General features: G+C 54.1%; 27 protein-coding genes. 12 read left to right on the top strand and 15 right to left on the bottom strand.

The window, feature by feature from the left end; all coding sequences use genetic code 11:
• Positions 1–16 precede the first annotated feature (16 nt).
• Positions 17–301, bottom strand: a complete 285-nt coding sequence (locus tag ABKW30_RS04800; RefSeq protein ID WP_348597016.1) for a hypothetical protein — start codon at positions 299–301, stop codon at positions 17–19.
• Between the two features lie 84 nt (positions 302–385).
• Here ABKW30_RS04800 and ABKW30_RS04795 point away from each other — a divergent pair, with 84 nt between their 5' ends.
• Entirely contained in the window at positions 386–721 is a 336-nt protein-coding gene (locus ABKW30_RS04795; RefSeq protein WP_348597015.1) for a helix-turn-helix transcriptional regulator, read from the top strand.
• A gap of 177 nt (positions 722–898) precedes the next feature.
• On the opposite strand, the gene ABKW30_RS04790 is transcribed toward ABKW30_RS04795, so the two are convergent.
• From ABKW30_RS04790 to lepA, 3 genes are all read right to left on the bottom strand, one after another.
• Entirely contained in the window at positions 899–1,063 is a 165-nt protein-coding gene (locus ABKW30_RS04790) for a hypothetical protein (protein ID WP_008127704.1), read from the bottom strand.
• Between the two features lie 116 nt (positions 1,064–1,179).
• A complete protein-coding gene (locus ABKW30_RS04785) occupies positions 1,180–1,452 on the bottom strand; it encodes a hypothetical protein (RefSeq protein WP_348597013.1) in 273 nt (90 codons plus the stop codon).
• A 25-nt stretch (positions 1,453–1,477) separates the two neighbouring features.
• Positions 1,478–3,286, bottom strand: coding sequence for a translation elongation factor 4 (gene lepA / locus ABKW30_RS04780; RefSeq protein WP_348597011.1), 1,809 nt, complete (start codon positions 3,284–3,286; stop codon positions 1,478–1,480).
• Between the two features lie 148 nt (positions 3,287–3,434).
• Between lepA and ABKW30_RS04775 the strand changes: the two genes are divergently transcribed.
• A complete protein-coding gene (locus ABKW30_RS04775) occupies positions 3,435–3,983 on the top strand; it encodes a DUF2239 family protein (protein ID WP_348597009.1) in 549 nt (182 codons plus the stop codon).
• Here the strand turns inward: ABKW30_RS04775 and ABKW30_RS04770 are convergent.
• The 5 genes from ABKW30_RS04770 to pgi form a co-directional block, all read right to left on the bottom strand.
• A complete protein-coding gene (locus ABKW30_RS04770) occupies positions 3,980–5,962 on the bottom strand; it encodes a PhoX family phosphatase (protein WP_348597007.1) in 1,983 nt (660 codons plus the stop codon). The genes ABKW30_RS04775 and ABKW30_RS04770 overlap by 4 nt on opposite strands.
• A 117-nt stretch (positions 5,963–6,079) precedes the next feature.
• On the bottom strand, positions 6,080–7,069 hold the full coding sequence (locus ABKW30_RS04765) for a threonine/serine dehydratase (RefSeq protein ID WP_348597005.1): 990 nt from the start codon (positions 7,067–7,069) through the stop codon (positions 6,080–6,082).
• Positions 7,070–7,147: 78 nt separating this feature from the next.
• Entirely contained in the window at positions 7,148–7,894 is a 747-nt protein-coding gene (locus ABKW30_RS04760; RefSeq protein WP_348597003.1) for an HAD family hydrolase, read from the bottom strand.
• Complete coding sequence (locus tag ABKW30_RS04755; protein WP_348597001.1) at positions 7,894–8,946, bottom strand: succinylglutamate desuccinylase/aspartoacylase family protein; 1,053 nt, start codon at positions 8,944–8,946, stop codon at positions 7,894–7,896. The genes ABKW30_RS04760 and ABKW30_RS04755 overlap by 1 nt, the downstream gene beginning before the upstream one ends.
• A gap of 44 nt (positions 8,947–8,990) precedes the next feature.
• Positions 8,991–10,643, bottom strand: a complete 1,653-nt coding sequence (pgi, locus tag ABKW30_RS04750) for a glucose-6-phosphate isomerase (protein ID WP_348597000.1) — start codon at positions 10,641–10,643, stop codon at positions 8,991–8,993.
• A 156-nt stretch (positions 10,644–10,799) separates the two neighbouring features.
• On the opposite strand from pgi, the gene ABKW30_RS04745 reads away from it, so the two are divergent.
• Both ABKW30_RS04745 and ABKW30_RS04740 read left to right on the top strand, forming a co-directional pair.
• The gene (locus ABKW30_RS04745) at positions 10,800–11,243 is read left to right on the top strand and encodes a carbon monoxide dehydrogenase subunit G (protein WP_348596998.1); all 444 of its coding nucleotides are present in this window, start codon (positions 10,800–10,802) and stop codon (positions 11,241–11,243) included.
• A gap of 108 nt (positions 11,244–11,351) precedes the next feature.
• A complete protein-coding gene (locus ABKW30_RS04740) occupies positions 11,352–12,965 on the top strand; it encodes a GMC family oxidoreductase N-terminal domain-containing protein (protein WP_348596997.1) in 1,614 nt (537 codons plus the stop codon).
• A 43-nt stretch (positions 12,966–13,008) separates the two neighbouring features.
• Here ABKW30_RS04740 and ABKW30_RS04735 read toward each other — a convergent pair whose 3' ends face one another.
• Positions 13,009–14,640: a Na+/H+ antiporter gene (locus ABKW30_RS04735; protein WP_348596995.1), complete on the bottom strand. Its 1,632-nt coding sequence runs from the start codon at positions 14,638–14,640 to the stop codon at positions 13,009–13,011.
• A 160-nt stretch (positions 14,641–14,800) separates the two neighbouring features.
• Positions 14,801–15,385, bottom strand: a complete 585-nt coding sequence (locus tag ABKW30_RS04730) for a hypothetical protein (RefSeq protein WP_348597643.1) — start codon at positions 15,383–15,385, stop codon at positions 14,801–14,803.
• Here ABKW30_RS04730 and ABKW30_RS04725 point away from each other — a divergent pair.
• Entirely contained in the window at positions 15,309–17,237 is a 1,929-nt protein-coding gene (locus ABKW30_RS04725; RefSeq protein WP_348597622.1) for a long-chain-fatty-acid--CoA ligase, read from the top strand. The genes ABKW30_RS04730 and ABKW30_RS04725 overlap by 77 nt on opposite strands.
• Before the next feature lie 35 nt (positions 17,238–17,272).
• Here the strand turns inward: ABKW30_RS04725 and ABKW30_RS04720 are convergent, their stop codons facing one another.
• From ABKW30_RS04720 to ABKW30_RS04710, 3 genes are all read right to left on the bottom strand, one after another.
• A complete protein-coding gene (locus tag ABKW30_RS04720; protein WP_348596993.1) occupies positions 17,273–17,644 on the bottom strand; it encodes a VOC family protein in 372 nt (123 codons plus the stop codon).
• A 136-nt stretch (positions 17,645–17,780) separates the two neighbouring features.
• Positions 17,781–19,370, bottom strand: coding sequence for a peptide chain release factor 3 (locus ABKW30_RS04715; RefSeq protein WP_348596991.1), 1,590 nt, complete (start codon positions 19,368–19,370; stop codon positions 17,781–17,783).
• Between the two features lie 79 nt (positions 19,371–19,449).
• Positions 19,450–20,259 (bottom strand): class II glutamine amidotransferase, encoded by an 810-nt coding sequence (locus tag ABKW30_RS04710; protein ID WP_348596989.1) that lies wholly within the window; start codon positions 20,257–20,259, stop codon positions 19,450–19,452.
• A 163-nt stretch (positions 20,260–20,422) separates the two neighbouring features.
• Here ABKW30_RS04710 and dut point away from each other — a divergent pair, with 163 nt between their 5' ends.
• The 7 genes from dut (at position 20,423) to ABKW30_RS04675 (ending at position 24,809) form a co-directional block, all read left to right on the top strand.
• Positions 20,423–20,908, top strand: coding sequence for a dUTP diphosphatase (gene dut, locus ABKW30_RS04705; protein WP_348596987.1), 486 nt, complete (start codon positions 20,423–20,425; stop codon positions 20,906–20,908).
• Positions 20,909–20,937: 29 nt separating this feature from the next.
• The gene (locus ABKW30_RS04700) at positions 20,938–21,756 is read left to right on the top strand and encodes an isocitrate lyase/phosphoenolpyruvate mutase family protein (RefSeq protein WP_348596985.1); all 819 of its coding nucleotides are present in this window, start codon (positions 20,938–20,940) and stop codon (positions 21,754–21,756) included.
• A gap of 3 nt (positions 21,757–21,759) precedes the next feature.
• Complete coding sequence (locus ABKW30_RS04695) at positions 21,760–22,413, top strand: HAD family hydrolase (protein WP_348596983.1); 654 nt, start codon at positions 21,760–21,762, stop codon at positions 22,411–22,413.
• On the top strand, positions 22,413–23,417 hold the full coding sequence (locus ABKW30_RS04690) for a proline racemase family protein (protein ID WP_348596981.1): 1,005 nt from the start codon (positions 22,413–22,415) through the stop codon (positions 23,415–23,417). Before ABKW30_RS04695 ends, ABKW30_RS04690 begins: the two co-directional genes overlap by 1 nt.
• Before the next feature lie 84 nt (positions 23,418–23,501).
• Positions 23,502–23,870, top strand: a complete 369-nt coding sequence (locus ABKW30_RS04685; protein WP_348596979.1) for a metalloregulator ArsR/SmtB family transcription factor — start codon at positions 23,502–23,504, stop codon at positions 23,868–23,870.
• A 1-nt stretch (position 23,871) separates the two neighbouring features.
• Complete coding sequence (locus tag ABKW30_RS04680; RefSeq protein WP_348596978.1) at positions 23,872–24,417, top strand: SRPBCC family protein; 546 nt, start codon at positions 23,872–23,874, stop codon at positions 24,415–24,417.
• A 26-nt stretch (positions 24,418–24,443) separates the two neighbouring features.
• A complete protein-coding gene (locus tag ABKW30_RS04675) occupies positions 24,444–24,809 on the top strand; it encodes a hypothetical protein (RefSeq protein WP_348596976.1) in 366 nt (121 codons plus the stop codon).
• Here ABKW30_RS04675 and ABKW30_RS04670 read toward each other — a convergent pair whose 3' ends face one another.
• The gene (locus tag ABKW30_RS04670) at positions 24,810–25,352 is read right to left on the bottom strand and encodes a GNAT family N-acetyltransferase (protein WP_348596974.1); all 543 of its coding nucleotides are present in this window, start codon (positions 25,350–25,352) and stop codon (positions 24,810–24,812) included.
• Between the last annotated feature and the right edge of the window lie 15 nt (positions 25,353–25,367).

The raw sequence follows: 25,367 nt of genomic DNA, 5'->3' as shown, positions 1-25,367 counted from the left end.
GAGTAACAATCAGAGCTCATGATTGTCGGAAAACATCCCGGCGGCTCAACTCACCCCGCACACGCTGCAAAATGCCTTGTTGGACCATGTCGCCATCCATCCATGCTTCAATCTGAAGCATATAGGCCTGACTATCCGCTTCAAGCCCGTGCTTCGACACCAAGTGATCAGCCATATCGGCAATTTCCCCATCGGGAATGAGCCGTGGCTTCACACGCAATTCCCACACATGCTGCACCAATGTTGCCCAAATGGGCGCAGTGCAAATGACAATAGCAATCCACTTTGAATAAAATAGCATAGCAGTATCTCATAACGAAATGTGGTATGTAATTCTGTCGAATTGTACATCGACCGGTGGGAATTGCCAGAACATTTTGTTCCGATGGATCTATTTGCATCAAATCTAAAAAAGCGGGCTGCAGAGCTTGGCATTTCAAACTCGGAAGCCGGGCGCAGAGCGGGTCTAAGTGAGCGTCGATATGGCAATTATATCAACAACAGGCGCGAACCTGATCTTGCGACTGTTGTTCGCATCGCCACAGTTTTGCAGACGACACCCGACAGATTGTTGTCATTTGGGGAGGATGCGGGCGAGCCGGAGCCGATATCGCGGCAGCGCATTCAGGCTGCAATCAGCGTTCTTTCTCCGGAAGATTTGGAGCGGGTCGCCATCATGGTCGAGGCTTTGGCGGACAAACGCCACACCAGCCCGGAGTGAATATCAAAGCTTATTGCAGTAACGAAGTGCGTGGTTCGACGGGGCTCACCATGAGGAAGGTTTGCTGTTTGCACGAGCCGCGCTGCGTTATGCTGACGGGAGGCTAACGTGCGGCTTACCACCTTCCTCATGGTGAGCCCCGTCGAACCACGCACAACATCACTGCCATCAAGAAAATCAGCGGCGGGTCATCTCACGGGCAATGCGGCTGAAATCCGCCTGCTTAATGCCGATATCGGCACGGTCTGCGGCGCTCATGCTGTTAAGCAAAGCCAGCGCATTGCGATAATCCGCATCATTACGGCGACGCCCGCGTGTGGCAAAATCAAAGATAAAACTCATGACCTGATCCTATGGCGATGTTTGGTTGGCCATAGGATATGCGCAGAGAGCCGGATATTGCAGTGCAATATTGGAATGGCAGGTATGTGCACCATTAGGGCTTTCTGAACTACAGTTCAAAAGGCCGAAGCCCACTCTTCCTGCTCGACTGTCAGAGGCTTGATCCCCGGCGTGGCAGGTTCGGGGCGTTGCGGGTCGACAATGACCGGCGCGGGTGCAGGGCGCGGCGTACTGGTGGTGCAGGCTGAGGCGCTGCACAGCACAAGCCCGCAGAGAAGAAATCCGGATAAAAAGCGCAGGGAATTATGCGCGAGCAAAGCGTCACGCAAGGGGCGCGGATAGCGGCGAGCCGCTATCCGGCTTTTTCTAATGCAGCGTGTTCCCGGCAAAGCGGTTCCACCATCAGCCACAGTATTAGTTGTCGCTCATCTTCAGCGCCTGAATGAAGGCTTCCTGCGGAATTTCGACTTTGCCGAACTGCCGCATACGCTTTTTGCCTTCCTTCTGCTTTTCCAGAAGCTTGCGCTTGCGCGAGACGTCGCCGCCATAGCACTTTGCCGTCACGTCCTTGCGCAGGGCCGAGATGGTTTCGCGCGCGATCACCGTGCCGCCAATGGCTGCCTGAATGGGAATCTTGAACATGTGCTTGGGGATGAGGTCCTTGAGCTTTTCGCAAAGGTCACGCCCGCGCTTTTCGGCGGCGGCGCGGTGAACCATCATCGACAACGCGTCCACAGGCTCGCCATTCACCAGCACCGACATCTTGACCAGATTGCCCTCGCGGTAATCCGACAGATGATAATCGAACGAGGCGTAGCCCTGGCTGATCGACTTCAGGCGGTCGTAGAAATCGAACACGACTTCATTGAGCGGCAGGTCGTAGGTGACCATGGCGCGCTTGCCGACATAGTTCAGATCGATCTGGATGCCGCGGCGGTCCTGACAAAGTTTGAGGATCGATCCGAGATAATCATCGGGGGTGAGGATGGTTGCCCTGATCCATGGCTCCTCGATGGTGGCGATCTTCATCACTTCCGGCATATCGGCAGGGTTGTGCAGCTCGATCTGGCGACCATCGGTCATGTTGAGCTTGTAGACAACGCTTGGCGCGGTGGCGATGAGATCAAGGTTGAACTCGCGCTCCAGCCGTTCCTGAATAATCTCCAGATGCAGCAGCCCGAGGAAGCCGCAACGGAAGCCGAAGCCCAGCGCGGCAGAGCTTTCCATCTCGAACGAGAACGACGCATCGTTGAGGCGCAGTCGGCCCATGGCAGCGCGCAAATCTTCGAAATCCGCCGCATCCACGGGGAAGAGGCCGCAGAACACCACAGGCTGCGCAGGCTTGAAGCCGGGCAGGATGCTATCGGTCGGACGCTTGTCCTCGGTGATGGTGTCGCCAACGCGCGTGTCAGCCACTTCCTTGATCGAAGCGGTGATGAAACCGAACTCGCCGGGTCCCAGCTCATCGACAGCCAGCATCTTCGGCGTGAACACACCAGTACGCTCGACCGGATATTTCGCGCCGGTGCCCATCATGCGGATGGTCTGGCCCTTTTTGAGCACGCCATCGATGATGCGCACGAGCACGATGACGCCGAGATAGGAATCATACCAGCTATCGACCAGCATGGCCTTCAGCGGCTTGGTGCGGTCACCCTCACGCGGGGGCGGCAGTTGCTTGACGATGGCTTCCAACACATCCGGAATGCCAAGGCCGGTCTTGGCCGAAATCAACACGGCCTCGCTGGCATCGATGCCGATGACATCTTCCACCTGCTCACGGATACGCTCCGGCTCGGCGGCAGGAAGATCGACCTTGTTCAGCACCACGACGATTTCGTGGTTGTTGTCGATGGCCTGATAGACATTGGCCAGCGTCTGCGCCTCGACGCCCTGCGAGGCATCGACCACCAGCAGCGAACCTTCACAGGCCGAAAGCGACCGCGACACTTCATAGGCAAAGTCGACATGGCCGGGCGTGTCGATCAGGTTGAGAACATAGGTCTCGCCATCATTGGCCTTGTAGTGCAGCCGGACAGTCTGCGCCTTGATGGTGATGCCGCGCTCGCGCTCGATATCCATCGAGTCGAGCACCTGCTCCTTCATGTCGCGAAGCTCCAGCCCACCCGTCGATTGGATCAGACGGTCGGCAAGAGTGGATTTGCCATGGTCGATATGCGCGACGATGGAGAAATTACGGATGTGATCTAGTGGAGTGCTCATGCGCGCCACATAGAGCATTTTCGGGCGATTTGGAAGGGCGACGGCAGAGCTGCGCAATATTCGTCGCGAATAATTTTACCCGGGTATATTGACGAGATAGTTTTATCCGGGTAAATCCACGCCCAAGTTTGAACGATGGATGGAAATTATGGACAAAGTAACCGCCTTTCAGGGCAACAGGAAAATCATCAGCGGAACGCAGGCCGAGGTGGCGCTGGCGGTCAAGCGGCTGGAGGATAATGGCGCGGCGATCCTCATATTCGACGATGTGACGGGCAGGCAGACCGAATTCGATCTGCGCGGCAGCGATGCGGAAATCTTGGCGCGGCTGGACAACAGTGAACCCCGCAAGCCGGGCCGCCCCAAGCTTGGCGTTACGGCACGCGAGGTGACATTGCTGCCGCGGCACTGGGACTGGCTGGCGGCACAGCCGGGTGGCGCTTCCGTTACGCTGCGCAAACTTGTGGATACCGCCCGCACAGCCAGCGGCGGACGCGAGCAGAAACGGCAGGCGCAGGAAAGCACCGACCGCTTCATGCTGGCAATGGCGGGTAACCAGCCGCATTACGAAGAAGCAACGCGCGCGCTCTATGCGGGAAACTACCAGCGCTTTGTCGAGCTTACACAAGACTGGCCGCAGGATATCCGCGACCATGCCCGGCATTTGAGTGAGCCGGCGTTCGATTGGCCGGATTAAACCCCGATCTTGCCACCACCTTTTTTGGTGATCGCGACAACGGCCGGACGAACAGGCATATCGTCCTTGAAATCCGGCCAGCGGGTCGACAGGTCTTCGTAGTAAGATGGACGGCCGAAGCCTTCCCAATCCTCACCGCCATCGCCCGGATGCTGAACCGCGACCATCATCGTTGCCATATCCGGTAACATTAGAGGGCCGCACATTTCAGCACCAACCGGCACACGATAGAAAAGTTTGGATGTCGCGCGGGCAGCGCCTTCCGTGTCCACGGCCCAAAGCCCGTCTGTGCGGCCCGTCTCCTTAGGCGAATTGCCATCAGTCGATACCCACAGGCGTCCGTCGGCATCCACCGCACAATTGTCCGGCATGCCGAACCAGCCATTCTTGGTCGTTTCGGTGGAGAAGGACGCGCCGACATCCGCAACGGAGGGATCACCGCATTTCAATAGTATTTCCCATTTGCCTTTGGTCGCAGCAAAATTGCCGTCTTCCTCAGCAATTTCGACAATATGCCCAAACGCATTTTTTGCGCGCGGATTTGCTGCATCAACCTGATCGTCGTTGCGCTTGGTGTTGTTGGTCAGCATGACATAGACCTTACCGTTTACCGGATTGGGACCAATATCCTCAGGACGGTCCATCTTGGTTGCACCAAGAAGATCACCCGCACGGCGAGTTTCGATCAGCACATCAGCCTGACTGTTGAAACCATTGGCTTCGGTCAAAGGGCCTTGTCCGAAGACAACCGGCAGCCATTCGATTGTTCCGTCAACATCGAATTTCGCAACATACAACGTGCCTTCATCAAGAAGATCGAGATTTGCAGCGCGATCATCCGGATTGAATGCACCGGCGGTTACAAACTTATAGACGTAATCGAAACGCTCATCATCGCCGAGGTAGAAGACGACGCGACCATCCTTGGCAACGATTGAATCCGCACCTTCATGCTTAAACCGGCCAAGTGCAGTGCGCTTCTTGGGAATGGAGTTGGGATCGTTCACATCAATTTCGACTACCCAGCCAAACCGGTTGGCCTCGTTCGGATCTTTGGAAAGATCGAAGCGGTCGTGGAAATTACCCCAGTCATACACGCCTTCCGGGATACCCATGCGCTTGTAATTTGCAGCTTCCTTGCTGTCTTCAGGGAGTTTGCCGAGGAAATAACCGTGAATGTTTTCTTCGCCGGAAACATAAGTACCCCAAGGGGTAACGCCGCCCGAGCAATTATTGATCATGCCGAAGACTTTGGTTCCTGAACTGTCGGCATTTGTCTTGACACGTTCATGACCGGCAACGGGGCCGGACAACTGCATTTCCGTATTGGCAGTGATGCGGCGATTGAGCTTGCCGTCCTTGATGACCTGCCACTTGCCTTCGACCTTCCTGATTTCCACAACGCTGCCGCCATGCGCAGCCATTTCGATGTCGACACGTTTCTTGTCGGCCGGTGCAACTTCGATCTTGCCGTCCGCAACTTTTACGATGTCGGGGAACATCAAATGTTCATTTGTGTATTCGTGGTTGACGACCAGAAGCCCATGTTCGGACGAGCCGTCTATCGGAATGTAACCGACATAATCATTATTATAGCCAAACTGCTTTGCCTGAGCCTCCGGTGTCTGGTTTCGCGGATCAAACTCTGGCGAATCTGCGAAAATCCCATCGCCCCAACGCAGAAGTACATCTGCATCATATCCTGCGGCCACATGATGCTTTTCATCAATGCCAACTTCTACTTCTTCAAAGCTGAAGGCGGATTTGGTGTCAGCGCGTGCATCGTCCGCCAGCATCAGTGCCATTGGGCTAACGGTGGCAGCGATAGCGGAGACCGCAAGTGAGCCTTTCAGAAAGCCACGGCGCGAGAAACGCGCTGCAATGAGTTCACCCATTGTAGGATTGTCAGTCGGGTTGTGGCCCGGACCTTCGTTCTCTTCAAGCTGGCTGGTTCTGAAAACGGGAGTTTGATCGTTCATGGCGTGACCTCTGGCTATCTGGCTGGGTTGCGGATTAGAACCGTTCCAGAATGGCTAGAAGTTCAGCGTAACAAACTGATGACAAAAATGCAGCTTTTACGCACCTGCGTCGAAGGTCTAAGTGGTCGCGATCAACTTGCAGTAAGAGTCCAGATCGACATTGCCACCTGATAGAACCACAGCGACCGTCTTACCCTCGATATCGACTTCGCCGGAATCCAGAGCAGCGAGGCCGACTGAGCCGCCGGGCTCGACTACCAATTTCAGATAGTTGGCCGCTGCACGCATGGCGCCGCGAACAGCACTGTCTGAGACAGCGATACCACCAGCAAGATTTTGCCTGTTGATCGGAAATGTCAGATCGCCGGGTTGAACGGTCAGGATTGCATCGCAGATAGAACGATATCCGGTCTCGTTGCTGAGGATGTGCCCTGCAACCAGGGAACGGCGCAGATCATCAAAGTTCTCCGGTTCCACACCCCAGATGCGCGTTTGCGGGGAACGGGACTTTACACCAATCGAGACACCACTGATGAGACCGCCGCCGCCGCTCGGAACGAAAACGTCGTCGAGCACTATGCCCCGCTCCTCGGCCTCGTCGGCAAGTTCGAGGCCAATCGTGCCCTGCCCCGCAATGATCGACGGGTCATCGTAAGGCGGCACCAGAACCATGCCACGCTCTTCGATAAAAGGCGCAGCTATCACGTCACGACTCTCCGTATAACGGTCGAAGAAGACCACTTCCGCACCATAGGCCCGCGTATTGTCGATTTTTATCTGCGGTGCATCCTTAGGCATGACGATAACTGCCTTGATACCGAAAATTCTGGCTGAACTTGCGACGCCCTGCGCATGATTGCCTGACGAAAACGCCACGATACCGCGCTTGCGCTCCTCCGCCGTAAACTGACTGATGCGATTATAGGCACCGCGAAATTTGAATGATCCGGTTCGCTGCAGGCATTCCGGCTTGAAAAGAATCCGCGCTTTGTAGCGGTCGTTGAGGACCTCTGATTCCACCAGCCGCGTCGGCACAAGTTGTCCCGACAGCCTGCTCGCAGCCGCCTCTATATCGGCGATGCCGACGGCAAAATCCTGATGATCCATAGGACCTCTCCTGTAAAACCAGATAGGCGATGGATAGCACTCTACAGTGCTGCAGGCACCCCAATCATTGTCATCATATCAATCGGACTTCGCCAAGGATTCAGCTCTCTTTTCCAAAAACTCCGGTAGCTCTGCAATTGAACCAAGGATGGCATCACTGAGATGTGCAAGATCATCCAATGTGCTATTGCCGGACAACACACCGATAGCGAGACCGGCACCTGCGGCATGTGCCATTTCCAGATCGTGCGAATTATCCCCGACCATGGCAATTGTCTCGACCAGCAGGCCCGTCTTTGACGCAAAGAGATGAAGTTGATCTGCGTGGGGTTTTGCACGGGCTACGGAGTCATAACCAATGATCACAGTGAACAGGGACGAAAGCCCCAGCGCCTCAGCCGTGGCGCGTGCACCAGCCTCTGAGTCATTGGTCGCAATGCCGAGGATGAATCCCTTTGCGACAAGCGCCTCAAGCGTTGCATGCAATCCATCTATTCCAATGGCACGGCGGGAACCTTCCTGCACGGTATAATCATCATAATCACGGATGCGCTGACGCTTTTCCTCCAGCGTCAGTTCAGGATGCCAAAGATCGACAACATCATGAATCGTTCCCGCGGCCACGACCGACCCGCCCCGGAATTTCTGCATCTCCCAATCATATCCCCCGGCTTCGACCAAAGCCTTTGCTTTGGTTTCATCGCCCTTGGCGGCCATGTTTGCCAGCTCAAGGGTAATGCCGAACCAGGTTTTGTTGAAGTCGACCAGCGTTCCGTCCTTGTCGAACAGAATGCCGCGTATCTCGCCAGACTGCGTTGTCCGCATCAGGATTCCAATGATCCCGGCTTGGCATTTTCGGAGCGCCGGCTGCCAAGCAATTTAAGGAGGTCATCACCACGGCGGGTATAACGATGCCCGCGGCGGGTTAGAATCCTGCCCGCTTGCGGAGCTGTCAGCGTTACATCACCCGAGGAATCGCCGGGTATCGTCACAACGGTAACGAGCTTATCGCCAGCTTTCACTTCTGCACCGATATCGACGTGGAAGAGGATCATGCCACCCTGCGGAGCGCGGATCATCTCGACATTTTCAAGTGGCGTAACAGGGCCATTGAAGTCTATCGCCAACGTTACATTTTCATCGACGATCACACCACGATGAACGAGGAACTTATAGAGGCCTTCCGCGTCCGCCTTCCCCGTGTCGATGTTGACATCACCAAGACCGCGGAATTCCACAGTAGTGACGGCCCGTGCCTTCTGCTCAGCTTTTGGCAGTTGCAGCACGGGGTGCGCACAGGCCTCCTCAAATGCTGCATCGGCTGTGCTGTCCCATGAAAGAATAGCCGTTGAGCCAAGAGCCGATGCCAGATCGTACATTTCCGGCAGGAACGCCTGATGAATGTAGAGATAGCTTTCGCTTTCATCATCGCAGTGCAGATCGAGAACGATCTCGTGCGGCAGTGCCAGACGCAGAAGCTGGGCTTTCAACCGTTCAGCGAGCGCTTTTGGTGCATCTGTCGCAGGCAATGACGAAGTGTCAAAATTTTCCAGCAACGGGAATGAGCGGTTGAAGTTCGTGCTGGAAAAAAACTCGAAACGACCAAGGTGCTGATGTGCGATCCATTGTGCGGAGCCTATTGGATTGGCCTGCGGAACGACCGTAATATTTCCTGCTATACGACCGTCATTCGCAGCTTTCTCCAGCATTGGAACAAGAAAATGCAATGCCGCCTGACCGGGCAATTCCGAACCGTGAAGGGAGGATTGCAGATAGGCACTCTTTGCCCGGCTATCTTTGCCCTCAAAGCGTAGCACGCGCAATTCGATGCTGTTGCCGGGCACATCCCCGGCAAACTGGATTATCTCGGTCTTCATCGTACTCTTCCCAGTTGTTTGCTGCTTTTTATGTCAGTCTATCGTTATTTTTCGCGACGCTTGCGCAGGTGCGCGACAAGTCCTTGTGTGGACGCGTCCTTGTCCTTCGCACTTGTCTCGCCGGAGACAACGGGAAGCAACTCGGTGGCCAGTTCCTTGCCAAGTTCGACACCCCATTGATCGAATGCATTGATCCCGTAGAGCTGCGCTTCAACGAAAACGCGATGTTCATAGAGCGCAATCAGACGGCCAAGCGCGTATGGATCAAGCTTGTCGTGGATGATCGTGATTGAGGGACGATTGCCGGTGAAAACACGATGCGGCGCAATGCGATTGACTTCCGATTTCGGCAGGTCCTTGGCACTCAACTGCTCCCTCGCTTCTTCCAGCGTCCGACCCCTCATAAGGGCTTCGGATTGCGCAAGGCAATTTGCAAGCAGCATCTGGTGCTGGTTATCAAGTTCAGGTTCGTGGCCATTGGCAGCAACGATAAATTCTACAGGGATGGTATCCGTACCCTGATGCAGCAGTTGGAAGAAGGCGTGCTGGCCATTGGTGCCGGGTTCGCCCCAGACAACCGGCCCTGTCGGACCTGAAACCGGCTTGCCATCAATGGTGACGCCCTTGCCGTTGGATTCCATATCCAACTGCTGAAGATAGGCCGGTAGACGCGCCAGACGCTGATCATAGGGGATGACAGCGCGGCTGGTATAACCCGAAATCGCACGGTGCCAGTAGCCAACAAGGCCAAGCATCATTGGCAGGTTTTTGGAAAGTGCCGCCTTGCGGAAATGCTCGTCCATCGCATGGGCACCGTCGAGGAAACGGCCAAAATCATCCGGGCCGATAGCGATCATGAGCGGCAGGCCGATGGCGGACCAGATTGAGTAGCGCCCGCCAACCCAATCCCAGAAGCCGAAAATACGGTCTGCGGGAATACCGAATGCATCGACCTTTTCCAGAGCGGTTGAGACTGCTGCGAAATGCTTGCCGACGGCTTTCTCGCCCAACGCGTCCGCTATCCATTTGCGGGCTGCCTTGGCGTTGGTAATTGTTTCGATCGTTGTGAACGTCTTGGAAGCAATGATGAATAGGGTTGTCGCCGGATCAAGCCGCGCTAAAGTATCGGCGATATCCGCGCCATCCACATTGGAAACGAAATGCGCTTTCGGCCCGTCTTGATATGGCGAGAGAGCCAATGTTGCCATGGCTGGCCCAAGGTCTGACCCACCAATACCTATGTTGACAATATCGGTAATCGGTTTGTTCTTTGCGCCTTTGATTTCACCGGAGCGAATCCCGTTTGCAAAAACCGCCATTCGGTCAAGCACATCCTTGATACCCGGCATGATGTCCTGTCCATCTACCTTGACCGGCTTGCCGGAGCGGTTTCGCAGGGCAACGTGAAGAACAGCGCGGCCTTCGGTATTATTGATAGGCTCTCCGGCAAACATGGCAGCACGGCGCCCCTCAACATTGGCGGCTTTGGCAAGATCGGCAAGCAGTGCAAGGGTTTCATCGTTGACAAGGCATTTGGACCAATCAAGCAACAGATCGTCCAGGCTCAAGGAGTAGCGTGAGTAACGCTTTTTATCCTCGGCAAAAGCTTCCCGCATATTCTTGGGTGCGCTGCTTTTCCAATGGGCTTTCAATGCCTGAATCGAACGCTTGATGCTGTTCGCTTGCTCTGACGCCATAGTCTGTCTCCTGAAATGATGGTCTCGTGAAAAATGTGGAGCGAACCTGCCACTAGAATGGCTTTAGTTCAATTGACCAAAGGTGGAATATCTTGGCTTTCCGCGATAAGTGATTGCTATGCGCAAAATGCGGCGATGTATCAGGAGATGCCAAATATGGATTTGACGGGTGAAGAACGGATTGCCGCACCGCGAGCGATTGTCTGGAACGCCCTCAATGATCCCGAAATATTGAAGACGTGCATTCCCGGTTGTGAACAACTGGATTGGGTGAGCGACACTGAGCTTGAAGCAACGCTTGCTGTTCGTCTTGGCGTTGTCAAACCGCGCTTCAGCGGCGCCATCTATCTGAGCAACCTCAATCCGCCCTTTTCCTACACCATAAGCTGCGAGGGCAAAGGTAGCATTGCCGGCATTGCCAAGGGCGGCGCCGATGTTTCACTCGTCGAAGATGGAAACGAGACGCGCCTGATCTACAAAGTGAACGCGGATGTCGGCGGCAAGGTCGCGAAGTTGGGCAGCCGCCTGATATCCTCAACCGCAAGCAAGATAGCTACCCGGTTTTTTGAAAAGCTCAACGAAGCGGTTTCACGCGCATAACTACCATGCTGTCGTAATTTCCACAGCTCATGGCGGAAAGCCGTTTGGGTTAGGATCGGCTAAGCCGGATATCCTGACGGCGCGTAATTTTGCGCCGGACAGCTTTGCATGCGTAGTTATGATTTCATCATCGTAGGGTCTGGATCGGCTGGCTCCGTTGTTGCGAACCACCTTTCCGAAAACGGGCGGTATTCAGTGCTCGTGCTTGAGGCCGGTGGGTCGGACCGGCGGTTTTTCATTACGATGCCGCTCGGCTATGGCAAAACATTCTACGACAAATCCGTAAACTGGATGTATCGCGCCGAACCGGATGCAGGCCTTGGCGGCAATGCTGATTACTGGCCGCGCGGTAAGGTGCTTGGTGGATCTAGTTCGATCAACGCCATGGTTTATATACGCGGTGCTGCCGAAGATTTTGATGACTGGCGCGACGCAGGTAACCCGGGTTGGGGTTATTCGGACCTTGTGCCTATTTTCCGCTCGCTGGAAGATCACGATGGTCCGGCAACCAGCCTTGGCAAGGGCGGCCCGCTTCGCATCACTGATTGTTCAAAACTTTTCCACCCACTGGCAAACAGGCTGATCGCTGCGGCACAGGAGGCAGGGCTCGCATACAACCCTGACTTTAACGGCGCAACGCAGGAAGGCGTGGGGCCGTTTCAACTGACCACAAACAACGGTCGGCGAATGTCGGCGGCAAAAGCCTTCCTGCGGCCTGCAATGAAGCGCTCGAATGTTACAGTACTGACTGGAGCAATGGTGCGCCGGATCATTTTTGAAGGCACGCGGGCTGTCGGCGTTGAATTCAACCGCAGGGGAAAGACGGAAACTGTCACTGCCGGACGCGAGATCATACTATGCGGCGGTTCAGTCAATACTCCGCAACTCCTTGAGCTTTCGGGCATTGGGGACAGGGATCGGCTCCGCAGCCTTGGAATTGATGTCGTGCATGGCAACTCCAACGTCGGCGAGAACCTCTCGGATCATCTCGGCATAAATTATACATATCGTGCAAACATTCCGTCGCTCAATCAGGTGTTGCGTCCATGGTGGGGAAAAGCCTTGGCGGGCATTGAATACCTGCTGCTGCGAACTGGCCCTCTATCAATCAGCATGAATCAGGGTGGTGGCTTTTTCCGCACTGACCCATCACGGACACGTGCCAATATGCAGCTCTATTTTCAGGCATTCTCAACGCTTGTACCCAAAAACGGCGAACGTCCCATCCTCACTCCGGACCCTTGGCCGGGATTTTCAATCGGTCTATCCAATTGCCGTCCGACCAGCAGGGGCTCGATCCACATTCGCTCCCGCAACGCACATGATGCACCGAGAATAATAGCCAATGCGTTTTCCACGGAACATGACGTTGCAGAAATGCTGGATGCGGTGAAATTCCTGCGGAAAATTGCGACCACTACAACCATGTCGAAGCTTATCGAGGAAGAACTTCTGCCGGGGCCAGACTGCGCAAGTGACGAAAACCTGATCCAAGATTTCCGCAAGCGAAGCGGCACGGTTTATCATCCTGTTTCAACGTGCCGAATGGGACCTGATGCGTCACGATCGGTCGTGGACCCACGGCTCAGGGTTCACGGCATAAAGGGTTTACGTGTTGTCGATTGCTCGATATTCCCGAACATTGTTTCCGGCAATACGAACGCCGCCGCAATGATGGTTGGGGCCAAAGGTGCGCAGATAATTCTGGAAGATCATAGTTAGATTATTTATTCGCATAATCATTGTACGTGGTTCGCCAACTTATTTATCCATAACGCGCTTCCATCATATCAATATCACGCACCATCTTGCTGGCGATTGTACTTTCAAGCCGCCGCGCGCGTACAAGGCGGTAAATCTCCTGCCGTTCTGCTTTGAGCGCGGTAATGCGCAATCGCTTCTCAATTTCCTCACTGAGAATCGTCAATTCGCGTTCCTCACCAAGATGCATGCGTCCATCAATACGCTTGCGGTAGAGTTCCATGATCCGCGTTGCAACGTCCGTGAAAATATCTGCATCCGCACGTCCTTCGGCCAGATCATGCTGGGCTTTCTCAATGGCCATGATCGCTGCCTCAGCCGCCGCAATACGCGCGTAATCTTCTTCCTTCTGATGCGAATCCTCTGCGGGAAGGTCTATGTTCTTCAGCAGTTTCGGCAGACAAATACTCGCCATCACCAATGAAAGGATGATTACGCCAGCCGCCAGAAAAATCACCAGATCACGAGCTGGAAAGAGAGTTCCATCATTCATGAACAGTGGCAATGTCAGAATACCGGCAAGGGTAATCGCACCGCGAACGCCAGCGAAAGACATTGTGGCCACCAATTGCCAGCTTGGCCTGACAACCGTCTGCTGACCGTCCGAACGGCGCGAGAGTGCAAAGCGCCATGAGGCCCACACCCACAGAAAGCGCAACCCAACCAGAGCGGCATATATGACGATAACGTAAACCGGCAACCACCAGTAACTGGAACCGCTTGCGTGAACATTTTTCACAGCACCCCAGAATATGCTTGGAAGCTGCTCGCCCAGCAGAACGAAGATCGCACCATTGGCAGCAAACTGCGCTGTGTCCCATACTGCGGTACGCCTTACCCGCGTTACCGCGAGTGACTGGCTGGAATTTTCCGCATAGCTCATGGTGATGCCTGCGGCGACCGCTGCGAGGATGCCCGATGCATGCACATGCTCAGCGAGGAGATACGCACCGAATGGTATGAGCAGGCTGATAAGTATCTGCGAACCGCTCTCTTCACCAAGCCGCCTTGTGAGAAACGCCTTACCTCGCGTGACTCCAATCGTAACGCCAATGCCTATGGCGATGCCCGCAAAGGCTAACCACAGGAAGGTGAAAAATGCGGCTGAAAAGGAAAAAGCGCCGGTCAACATGGCTGCTACAGCAAAGCGCATGCAAACCAGACCGGACGCATCATTGAGAAGAGATTCCCCTTCGAGAATGTGCATCATGCGGGACGGTATGGGTACACGAGCCGCAATCGCGGAAACCGCAATTGGATCTGTTGGCGACACGATGGCTGCCAATGCGAAGGCAACAGGCAATGGTATGGATGGTATCATCCAGTGAACGAAGAAGCCCACACCCAGAACAGTAAAGATAACCAATCCCAGCGCCATCTCGAGAATGATGCCTTTGTCCCGAAACAGGCCTTCTTTCGGAATACGCCAGCCATCGAGAAACAGCAGAGGCGGCAGGAACAATAGAAAGAAAATATCAGGATCAAGTTCAACGCGAATACTGGCAACAGAAGCAATGGCCGCACCGAGACCAATCTGCACCAGCGGCAGTGGCACAGGTAAAGGCAGCACACGCACGATACTATCACTGACGACAACCGCCAGAAGCATCAACAGGACAATGGTGATCGTTTCCACGGCGAATCCAGTTTCAATCTATTATTTAAGATGGAGGAAGTGCGGGTGCTTTGTCGAGGTGAACCTTGGCAACTTTGTGCCAAGATGTAGCCAAATGAATGAATTGAGGCGTTAAGTTAAAACTATCGTGAACAACGTTTTTACGTTTACGTTAATGTAACTACTTGCAAGACTTATCCTCTCGCCATAGGAGATATTGTTGAGTAGCATGGCGTAGGGGAAATGAGGCCAAGCTAATAGCTAACTGGGAGGTTAATGTGGCTAAACAGACAAGTCCGGCAACGAAATCAAAAAATGCAGCACAAAAGACTGTAACTGAAAAACCAGTAAAGGCTGCGAAGCCTACCGGAAATGTCAAAGAAGCTGCCGCCAGCAGCCAGACAGCATCATCAGCCAGGAAAGCCGCTATAGCACCCAAGGCGTCAGTTAAAACCAAGCAATCCGTAAAACCTGCGACGGCGGCTGTAAAAGCAGAGAAGCCAGCAGCCAGGAAACCGGTGGCGGTTGCAAAGGCCAGCACCGCCGCAAAAGCTGCGCCGTCCGAAAAGATTGCAGCAAAGACTCCTGCAACCAAAAAACTCCCAAACGCCAAGGCTGCACCGGCCGTTGCGGCAAAGCCAAGTACAGCTCCAAAGGCGACCGCCAAGCCTGCCGCTAAAACGGCACCCATCGCAAGCACCAAGCCGATAGCCAAATCGGTAAAGGCAGAGACACCAGTGTCGAAAAAGCCTGCTGCTTTGGCCAAGCCAAAAGCGGTAGCCAAAGCCGCCCCGGCCAGCAAAGTCTCGGCAAAGGCTCCGGCTCCCAAGAAGACCGCTGCAAGTGCGGCTGTTCCCGCCAAATCAGCAGCAAAGCCAAAGGCGCAAGCCAAGCCATCGGTAAAGACTGACGCTGCCGCAAACAAGACTACCGGAAAGCCGGTCATGCCGACTCCAAAAATGTGGGTAAAACATTATCCGAATAATATGCCGGCCGACATTCCTGATTTACCTAATGAATCGCTTGGCGCTTTTTTCGACGAAGCGTTCAAAAAGTTCAGCGCCAAACCTGCATTTGATTGCATGGGCAAAAGCATGAATTATGGGGAACTCGACAAGTATTCCCACTCTATAGCTGCCTGGCTGCAATCCCGCGGACTGGTCAAAGGTGACCGCGTCGCGATCATGATGCCCAATGTGCTGCAATATCCGATTGTGATTGCAGCGGTTTTGAGAGCCGGTCTGATCGTCGTCAACGTCAACCCCCTCTACACACCGCGCGAGCTTGAATATCAGCTCAAGGATAGTGGTGCGAAGGCAATTTTTGTTCTTGAGAACTTTGCAGCAACGCTGCAAAAAGTTGTTACAAAGACCTCGGTGCAGCACGTCGTCGTGACCGCCATGGGCGACATGATGGGGCTAAAGGGTCATCTGGTAAACCTAGTTGTAAGGCGGGTAAAGAAGATGGTCCCCGCCTGGTCATTGCCGGGCTACATACCCTTCAAGACGGCGCTGGCGAAGGGCGCTTCCCTGTCCTTCAAGCCTGTTGACGTCAAACGTTCCGACGTTGCATTCCTGCAATATACGGGAGGCACAACGGGCGTTTCCAAGGGTGCCACACTGACCCATAGCAACATTCTGTCCAACATTGAACAAATGAGCATGTGGTGTGATGTAGGCTTCCGGCTGAAAGGCCGACCGGACAGCATTGTCTATGTCTGTGCACTGCCGCTCTATCATATATTCGCGCTGACCGTGAACGCGATGATCGGCATCAAGCAGGGTGGCCTCAATATCCTCATTCCCAACCCGCGTGACATTCCGGCCTTCGTTAAAACTCTGCAGAAGCACAAGTTTCACTTCTTTCCCGGACTGAGCACATTGTTCAACGGTCTGATGAATAATGAAGAGTTCCGCAAACTGGATTTCAAGGAATTGCGGATGTCCTTCAGTGGGGGCATGGCCATGCAAAAGCCTGTCGCAGACCGCTGGAAAGAACTGACCGGCAGCCTGATGATTGAGGGTTATGGTCTGTCCGAGACGTCACCTGTCGCATCTGCAAACCCGCTTGATGCAACTGAATTTTCCGGCACAATTGGTATGCCTATGCCGTCAACGGATTTTTCCATCCGCGATGATGACGGCAAGGAATTGCCTTTGCTGGAAGTTGGCGAAATCTGCATTCGCGGACCGCAGATCATGGCTGGATACTGGAATCGTCCTGACGAGACTGCCAAGGTCATGACCTCGGATGGGTTTTTCCGTTCCGGTGACATGGGCTACATGGATGAACGCGGATATACGAAGATTGTTGACCGCAAGAAAGATATGATCCTCGTCTCCGGCTTCAATGTTTATCCGAACGAGATTGAAGAAGTGGCCATGGAGCATCCAGGTATTGCCGAAGCCGCTGCCGTGGCGATTGCCAATGAGCATTCCGGTGAAGCTGTTAAACTTTTCATCGTGCGCAAGGACAAAACTTTGACCGAAGAGGCTGTGAAGGCTTTTTGTGCAGAACGCCTGACCAACTACAAGCGTCCTCGTGTCGTTGAGTTCCGGGATGAATTGCCGAAAAGCAATGTTGGGAAAATCCTGCGGCGTGAATTACGCGATTTATAAAAGCAAAGGGAGGGTTCTAACCCTCCCTTTTCATTTCAGATAGGTTGCCCCACATCGATGCGATTACCGTCGTGGTCTTCAAAGACGAATGCCCTGAGGCCGTAGTCCTTGTCTTTCAATCCCTTGATAATGCGCAGGCCCTCGCTCTGGCAGATCGCATGAAGTGCATCGACATTGTCTACGATCATGTGCGCCACGTTGAACGGGGGTGGATCATAATCTTTTTGCAAGCTGAGATGCAGTTCAGCAGCCTCCCGCTTCAGGATCATGAATCCTACAGGATTGCCGTTTTCGAACGTTTTGGTGAAGCCAAATGCGCGCGTATAGAAATCATGCGCACGGACCATGTCTTTGACGGGAAGCATGGCGGCAATTCGTCCAAAGTGGATGACATTTTCATCGTTCATCTCATAACCTCAATTATTGGAAGCACATCCTGCCGCACCGCACGGTGGCGATACGATGGTTGTACTTACGTTAAAGATCATGAGACGGTGCCCACGCATTTTCTATAATAGTAACCGACGCAGCTGAAAAGGATGCTTAGGCCACCTTGTCGCGCACCTGATAATCCTTGATCGCAGCAAATCGGATTGCCTTCCAACGCTCTGCTTCATAGGAAAGTGAGAAGGTATTCTGCGCCAGAAACACCGGATCATTATCAAGGTCATGGGCGATATCGGCACGGTGACCATTGATAAACCGCTGCAGTTCCGCAGGATCATCGGCAGAAATCCAGCGCGCAACGGTGAACCGCGCAGGCTCGAACCCAACCGGCAAAGTGTACTCCACCTTAAGACGTTCAGTCAGAACATCGATCTGCAGCGCACCTACGACGCCAACGATTGCAGGCGAGCCATCATCCGGCAGGAAGAGCTGAACCACGCCCTCTTCTGCCATCTGCTGAAGCGCTTCGCGTAGCTTCTTGGCTTTCATGGCATCGTCCAGCCGCACGCGGCGGAGAATTTCCGGCGCGAAGTTCGGAACACCGCGGAAGAGCAGATCTTCACCTTCAGTAAGCGTATCTCCGATGCGCAGCGTGCCATGGTTGGGGATGCCCACCACATCACCAGCCCAGGCTTCATCGGCGATCTGCCGGCTACGAGCAAAGAAGAATTGCGGCGCAGAAAGACCCATTGGCTTGCCGGTGCGCACGAGCTTTGCCTTCATGCCACGCGATAGTTTCCCCGAGCAGACCCGCAGAAAGGCGATACGGTCACGATGGTTCGGGTCCATGTTCGCCTGAATCTTGAAGACGAACCCGGTCATCTTGTCTTCCGTTGCCTCGACCCTGCGGGTGTCCGCATCCTGTGCACGCGGGCTGGGGCCAAAATCACAGAAAGCTTCGATCAGGTCGCGCACGCCATAATTACGTAATGCCGAACCGAAATAGACGGGTGTCAGATGCCCTTCGCGAAATGCCTGCAAATCAAATGGATTGCATGCATCGCGTGCCAGCGTCACTTCATCAATCCATGCCTGACGTTCGTTTTCAGGCAAAAGTCCGGAAGCGCCTGACGCTTCAGGACCATTCACAGGACGCGGTGTTTCTTCAGAGTCGCGCTGACGCACCGTATTGTTCTGGAGATTATATGTTCCGGCAAAGCTTTTCCCCCTGCCGATTGGCCAGGTGATCGGTGCCGTGTCCAAGGCAAGCTTCTGCTCGATTTCATCAAGAATGTCGTAAGGGTCGCGGCTTTCGCGGTCCATCTTGTTGATGAAAGTCACAATCGGGATATCGCGCATGCGGCAGACTTCGAAAAGCTTCAGCGTACGCGCTTCAATACCCTTGGCGGCATCGATCACCATCACAGCGCTATCCACCGCGGTGAGTGTACGATAGGTATCATCCGCAAAGTCTTCGTGACCCGGCGTATCAAGCAGGTTGAATATGCAATCCTTGTACTCGAAAGTCATGACCGAGGTGACAACAGAAATACCGCGATCCCGCTCGATGTTCATCCAGTCAGAACGCGTCTGGATGCGATCTTTCTTCGCCTTGACTTCACCCGCAAGCTGGATTGCACCGCCGAACAGCAGCAGCTTTTCGGTCAAAGTAGTTTTACCGGCGTCAGGATGCGCAATAATCGCGAACGTACGGCGCTTGGAAACGGGATGATCGGCAGAGGACATAAAGGATAGCTCGACTAAGGGAAAGGTTGGGGCCTTCTATCAGCCCCAGCCTTTCCCGTCGACCATCAATTCCAAAGGGTCAGGCGCTTTCCAGTGTGGGTGCGGATTCTTCGGTGACCATGAATGGTTCGATAGTGATGCGCTTTGTGTCTTTCACGGTCACAAAGCTGTTTGGCGGAACCGGCATCCAGTTTCCTGCCTCACCGTCCAGCGGCTCCGACACAACACACAGTCCCGCATTTGGGGCAAGCGTTGCCGTATAAAGCGAGGGAGCAAAGCGATCCGTGGCGTAGCGGACCGCATAGAGCCGGTGGCCATCGGAGAAGGCCGCCGTCAGCCGAATAAACGCTGGAACACCTATACGTGCGGCTTCGCTTTTGATCGTGTTTACCGCTTCAACGAGCGCCCGGGCGGGATCGTGGTCAAGCCCATGTTGCAACATGAGCAGGAATATCAGTTCGGAATCCGTTGAACCAAGCTTTTGCGCGTAAATTGCATCGTCCAATCGGGATTCCAGACCCCGGCGCAACCTGTCAAAATGGCCGATCTGACCGTTGTGCATGAAGCTCCATTTGCCAGAGACGAATGGATGACAATTCATGCGGCTGGTGACGCCGCCCGTCGAGGCACGAACATGTGCCAAAAATAGATGCGACCTGATCTGGCGGGACAGGCTCCGCAAATTCTGATCGGACCATGCGGGAAGTATGTCGCGGTATAGTCCCGGCTCTTCGCGCGCGCCATACCACGCCACGCCAAAACCATCGCCGTTGGTGCGGGTTTTGGCTTCGTGCGCATCATGACTTTGCGCAATCAGCGAGTGGCAGGGTGAGGCTATGACATCTTCAAGAAAAAGTTCAGGTCCGATATAGGCAGCCCAACGGCACATGAATCACCCGATTTTGATCACATAATATGCAACTATAGCCTGTCATCGCATTCTTGCGAATCGCCAGTATGCGGCTGGGATAATAGCAGATTGTGTGCAAACAATGGATACAGCGTATCTTGTCAGTTGACGGTACCGGCCGTCTGGTGAAAAAGGTCTCTTCATGTCACAGAAAACCGATTCCACTCGCCCGAAAAATCCCGCACTCGGCTTGGTCCGTCTTGATCATGCAAAAGGGCTGGAACTGCCGTCCTACGAAACGCCCGGCTCAGCCGGTATGGATCTTCGTGCGGCTGTTCCTGAAGACAGACCATTGCTATTGCTCCCCAGCAAACGCGCATTGGTGCCCAGCGGATTGATCTTTGAAATTCCGGCCGGGTTCGAGGCGCAAATCCGCCCGCGCTCCGGACTGGCGCTTAAAAATGGGATTACCTGCCTCAACACGCCAGGAACAATTGATTCTGACTACCGCGGCGAGGTAAAAGTAATCCTCATCAATCTGAGTGAGGATGATTTCTATGTCGAACGTGGCATGCGTATTGCTCAGGTCGTTCTCGCACCCGTGGTTCAGCTGGACGTTGAAGAGCGGCAGCACGCAAGTGAAACGTCCCGCGGAGCCGGCGGATTTGGTTCAACGGGAACGGCTTAGGAAGTCAATAAACTGACTGGGAGGTTATCATGGACAATGGCAGAACATTTCGCCTGCTGCATCAGGGACCAGATGTACTGCTCATGCCTAATCCATGGGACCCCGGTACAACTAAGTTTCTAGCGTCTCTCGGCTTTAAAGCCATGGCAACGAGCAGTGCAGGCTTTGCCTTTTCCCGCGGGCTTGCGGATGGCGCCATTACATTTGACGTGATGATGCAGCATTGCCGCGACCTCGTTGCCGCTACTGATCTTCCGGTTTCGGGTGATCTGGAAAAAGGCAAAGGTGATAGTGCTGACAGTGCTGCCGAGACTATCTTCGCTGCTGAAGCAGCTGGGTTGGCGGGCTGCTCAATCGAAGATTTTTCCGGCGACCCAAGTCAACCGATCTATGAATTTTCCCATGCCGTGGAACGGGTTGCCGCAGCGGCAGAAGCAGCCCGCGCCCTGAAGCGGGACTTTGTCTTTACTGCGCGTGCTGAAAACTTCTTGCATGGCCGGAATGATCTGGACGATACCATCAAGCGATTGCAGGCTTTCGAGAAGGCTGGCGCAGACGTGCTTTTCGCCCTTGGCATCTCAGATCGCGAGAGCATCGCAACCATATGTCAATCCGTTTCAAAGCCTGTCAGTGTTCTGGCACCTGCCCCGCTAAGTGTAAGCGAATTGGCTGAAATTGGTGTGAGGCGAATTTCTCTTGGGCCAAGGCTAACCACAGTAGCATTCAGTGCCATTCACGATGCCGCCCGGCAGGTACTCGACAAAGGCACCTTCGATTTTGGCACGACGGGCGTGACTTTTGGCAATCTGCAACAGCTTTTTTCGCAGAATGCAACCAAGGAAGACTGACGCATGGCTCGTCCCGATCTGGTGATTTTCGACTGCGACGGGGTGCTCGTCGATACCGAAACTGTCGGCAATCACCATCTGGTGAAAATGCTTGGAGGGGCTGGTTTTCAAACCACCTTCGCCGAGTTGCGCAGTACGTACACCGGCATGCCCATGCGGGCAGTTCAGGAAAAGGTGGAGGCGCAGGGATATTCTCTTGGCGATGATTTTGTCGAACGGTGGTACAAGGCTATTCCCGTAATTTTCGAGAATGTCGAAGCCATTCCCCATATCGGAGAAGTGATTTCGGCTGTTCAGAATGCGAAGCTCGCCTATTGCGTTGCTTCCTCCGCCAATGTCGAAAAGATGCACATTACGCTCGGCAAAACTGGCCTTATCGATCATTTCGGCAAGGTCCTTTACAGTGCCTCGATGGTTGCCCGGGGCAAGCCGTTTCCCGATCTTTTTCTCTATGCAGCCAAAGAGATGGGTTACGCTCCCAGCCAAGCCGTTGTGGTCGAAGATAGCGTGGCGGGCACAAAGGCTGGCGTTGCGGCAGGCATGCGCGTCTTCTCCTATTGCGGCGATGAACATGCCGACCACGAAGGCTTGAGTGCCGCAGGTGGTATACTCTTTGATGACATGCGAAAACTGCCTGTTTTGCTGGAAATTGCCTGATGAGTAATCCATTGAAAGTGGTCGATATGCACACCGGGGGCGAGCCTCTGCGTATCATCACTGATGGATATCCAAAACTCCCCAAGGGTACGATACTCAGCAAACGCGCATATGTGCGCGACCGGCTCGATCACTTGCGAAAAATATTGATGTTCGAGCCACGCGGCCATTTTGATATGTACGGCGCGCTATTGGTAGATACTGATCTTCCTGACGCCGATCTCGCTGTGCTGTTCATGCATAATGAGGGCTATTCCACCATGTGCGGCCACGCAATCATTGCACTTGGCCGCTATGCTGTTGACTATGGGCTGGTGGCCAAGGTTGAACCGGTCACAACAGTTCGTATCGAGTGCCCCTGCGGCATGGTCGTCGCTTCCGTAGAAGTGCGGGACGGAAAATCCGGCAACGTTTCTTTCGAAAGTGTTCCTGCTTTCCTTTTTGCGAAAGACGAGACCGTTGATGTTCCGGGTTTCGGCAAAATCCGCTTTGATGTGGCCTATGGCGGTGCTTTCTACGCACTTGCCGATTGCCATCAGTTTGGTCTGGAATTCGGGCGTGACACAGCCACGGCTTTCAAGCACGCAGCGACAGCTCTGAGTGATGCCGTAAAGGAAACGATCCCGCTTGATCACCCCGATCACAAGGATTTGGCTTTTCTCTACGGCTCCATTCTCACTGATGGCTCCGACGACTGGAATGAAGCTCCCACGAAGAATGTCTGCATCTTCGCCGACGCCCAGCTCGACCGCTCTCCAACCGGCTCTGGCGTCACTGCCAGACTTGCGGCAATGCACGCCAAGGGCCAGATTGCAGAAGGCACCGCCCGGATTTTTGAGAGTATTGTCGGCTCGCGCTTTGCCGGGTTTGTCGAAACCACTACAAAGACTGGCAAATTTGACGCGATTACCGCCCGCGTCTCCGGCCACGCGTACTATAGCGGAAAGGCTGAATTCATCATTGAAGATGATGATCCGCTGGGCGCCGGATTTCTCCTGACTTAATCCTGTACTGTTCCAAAAAACTACTCAATAAAAAACACTAAACCATATGGTTGACCATTCTGATCTGTCATGATACTAAACCATATGGTTGAATTTCAGGCACCTCATCTCGATGCCGTATTCCATGCACTTTCCGACCCTACGCGGCGGGCGATGTTGCATCGGCTTATGGTTGGCGAACACTCCATCAGCGATCTGGCAACGCCCTTTCAGATGTCGCTGGCGGGCGCATCGAAACACATAAGGGTCCTTGAGACTGCGGGCCTCGTCCGACGGCGTATAGAGGGCAGAAGTCATATATGCCAGCTCCAAGCGGCCAGACTTGCCGAGGCACAGCGGTGGCTGAGTACCTATGAGAAATTCTGGAACACACGGCTTGATGATCTTGAAGCAATTCTTCGTGAGGAAGACACCACCCAAACACCATCAGGCCCCAAGAAAGTAGGAGGATGAAATGAATGAGTATGCTGGAAACAATAGTCTCGGTGTTGTTACGGCACCTCTGACGGTTCGCATCGAACGTCTCCTACCCGGTCCTGTCGAGCGTATCTGGGCCTATCTGACCGAGTCTGAAAAGCGTCGCAAATGGCTGGCAAAGGGCCCTATCGCCTCGTTCGTCGGTGGGGACGTCGAGCTTACCTTCCATCATTCGGAGCTGTCGGAAGATCCGACGCCCGCCGAGTATCGGAAGTATGAGGGGCATATAAATAAGGGGAAAGTCACACGCTACGAACCACCCCATATCTTGAGTTACACGTGGCCTGATGGGGAGAACGAACCATCGGAAGTGATGTTTGAGCTTACCGCTGTCGGGGCCGATACGCAGTTGGTCATTACCCATACGCGGCTTGCCAGCACGAACTCCATGGTCAGTGTGGCAACTGGCTGGCACACGCATCTGGCTGCCCTGATTGCACATCTGGAGGGGCGGCAGGTCAAGGATTTCTGGGCAGATCACAAGCGTCTTGAGCCGGAATACCGTCAGATTATGGGTAACTGAACGTACCAACGATTGGAGAGAACATCATGAGACCTTCTTACCAGGGAAGTCATAATATCGCGATGAAGGTTCCCCCGCATCAATACGAGGCAACCGTTGCATTCTACAGGGACATTATCGGCCTGAAGCCACTGACCAACCACCTGCCCTATGTCGGCTTCCATTTTGGCTCAAACCAGCTTTGGATCGATAAGGCACCCGGCCTGAGTCAATCCGAGCTTTGGCTGGAAATCGCCGCAGATAATGTGCAATCCGCAGCGCGGCATCTTGCGGATGAAGGAATTGCGCGTTGCGACGAGATTGAAGAACTACCGGAGGGTCATAAGGATTTCTGGATCACCAGCCCTAACCAGATCATCCATCACATATCGCAAAAAGGCGAAGGCTGGTAATCAGCGTTCAAACAACCGTTCATGGAGCCAGACAGGCTCTCCGGTATAAGTGGTTTCCGCAATCTTGCGGAAGCCATTTTTTTCGGCAATCCGGCGTGAGGCAATATTCTCCGGCGATATGATGCAGCGGGTGCTATCCGCCTTGAAGAACCCTGTGCCCCACTCAAGCATTCTGCCTAGCGCCTCATTGCCATAACCTCTGCCATGAACTGCTTCCGACAAGACCCAACCCATTTCCGGTGTATCGCCGAAGGGCGGTTCAATGTCTCGGTTGAAATTTGCAAAACCCACATCGCCGATATAGTGGCCGGTGGCTTTTTCTTCCAAAGCCCAGAAACCATAACCAATGGCGTGCCACATGCCGATATATTGAAGCAGGCGGCCCCATGATCTCTCCCGTGTAGATGGCTGTCCGGAAATATATTGATAGACTACCGGCTGGGTCCATACTTCATGCAACGCCTCGAAGTCATCCTCGCGATGTCCGCGCAGGATCAGGCGTTCGGTTTCAAGAACAGGAATAGATGTTTTTGATGCGCTCAAGATTCATCCCAATGC

Source organism: Phyllobacterium sp. SB3, from assembly GCF_040009165.1.
GTDB lineage: Bacteria > Pseudomonadota > Alphaproteobacteria > Rhizobiales > Rhizobiaceae > Phyllobacterium.
The sequence above is the reverse complement of the archived record's forward strand: the minus strand, read 5'-3'. Positions and strand labels throughout refer to the sequence as shown.

Excerpts from the sequence above, each read along its gene's own strand:
- ABKW30_RS04800 (WP_348597016.1), bottom strand. The coding sequence starts at position 301 with ATGCTATTTTATTCAAAGTGGATTGCTATTGTCATTTGCACTGCGCCC.
- ABKW30_RS04795 (WP_348597015.1), top strand. The coding sequence starts at position 386 with ATGGATCTATTTGCATCAAATCTAAAAAAGCGGGCTGCAGAGCTTGGC.
- ABKW30_RS04790 (WP_008127704.1), bottom strand. The coding sequence starts at position 1,063 with ATGAGTTTTATCTTTGATTTTGCCACACGCGGGCGTCGCCGTAATGAT.
- lepA (WP_348597011.1), bottom strand. The coding sequence starts at position 3,286 with ATGAGCACTCCACTAGATCACATCCGTAATTTCTCCATCGTCGCGCAT.
- ABKW30_RS04775 (WP_348597009.1), top strand. The coding sequence starts at position 3,435 with ATGGACAAAGTAACCGCCTTTCAGGGCAACAGGAAAATCATCAGCGGA.
- ABKW30_RS04770 (WP_348597007.1), bottom strand. The coding sequence starts at position 5,962 with ATGAACGATCAAACTCCCGTTTTCAGAACCAGCCAGCTTGAAGAGAAC.
- ABKW30_RS04765 (WP_348597005.1), bottom strand. The coding sequence starts at position 7,069 with ATGGATCATCAGGATTTTGCCGTCGGCATCGCCGATATAGAGGCGGCT.
- ABKW30_RS04760 (WP_348597003.1), bottom strand. The coding sequence starts at position 7,894 with ATGCGGACAACGCAGTCTGGCGAGATACGCGGCATTCTGTTCGACAAG.
- ABKW30_RS04755 (WP_348597001.1), bottom strand. The coding sequence starts at position 8,946 with ATGAAGACCGAGATAATCCAGTTTGCCGGGGATGTGCCCGGCAACAGC.
- pgi (WP_348597000.1), bottom strand. The coding sequence starts at position 10,643 with ATGGCGTCAGAGCAAGCGAACAGCATCAAGCGTTCGATTCAGGCATTG.
- ABKW30_RS04745 (WP_348596998.1), top strand. The coding sequence starts at position 10,800 with ATGGATTTGACGGGTGAAGAACGGATTGCCGCACCGCGAGCGATTGTC.
- ABKW30_RS04740 (WP_348596997.1), top strand. The coding sequence starts at position 11,352 with ATGCGTAGTTATGATTTCATCATCGTAGGGTCTGGATCGGCTGGCTCC.
- ABKW30_RS04720 (WP_348596993.1), bottom strand. The coding sequence starts at position 17,644 with ATGAACGATGAAAATGTCATCCACTTTGGACGAATTGCCGCCATGCTT.
- ABKW30_RS04715 (WP_348596991.1), bottom strand. The coding sequence starts at position 19,370 with ATGTCCTCTGCCGATCATCCCGTTTCCAAGCGCCGTACGTTCGCGATT.
- ABKW30_RS04710 (WP_348596989.1), bottom strand. The coding sequence starts at position 20,259 with ATGTGCCGTTGGGCTGCCTATATCGGACCTGAACTTTTTCTTGAAGAT.
- dut (WP_348596987.1), top strand. The coding sequence starts at position 20,423 with ATGTCACAGAAAACCGATTCCACTCGCCCGAAAAATCCCGCACTCGGC.
- ABKW30_RS04700 (WP_348596985.1), top strand. The coding sequence starts at position 20,938 with ATGGACAATGGCAGAACATTTCGCCTGCTGCATCAGGGACCAGATGTA.
- ABKW30_RS04695 (WP_348596983.1), top strand. The coding sequence starts at position 21,760 with ATGGCTCGTCCCGATCTGGTGATTTTCGACTGCGACGGGGTGCTCGTC.
- ABKW30_RS04690 (WP_348596981.1), top strand. The coding sequence starts at position 22,413 with ATGAGTAATCCATTGAAAGTGGTCGATATGCACACCGGGGGCGAGCCT.
- ABKW30_RS04685 (WP_348596979.1), top strand. The coding sequence starts at position 23,502 with ATGGTTGAATTTCAGGCACCTCATCTCGATGCCGTATTCCATGCACTT.
- ABKW30_RS04680 (WP_348596978.1), top strand. The coding sequence starts at position 23,872 with ATGAATGAGTATGCTGGAAACAATAGTCTCGGTGTTGTTACGGCACCT.
- ABKW30_RS04675 (WP_348596976.1), top strand. The coding sequence starts at position 24,444 with ATGAGACCTTCTTACCAGGGAAGTCATAATATCGCGATGAAGGTTCCC.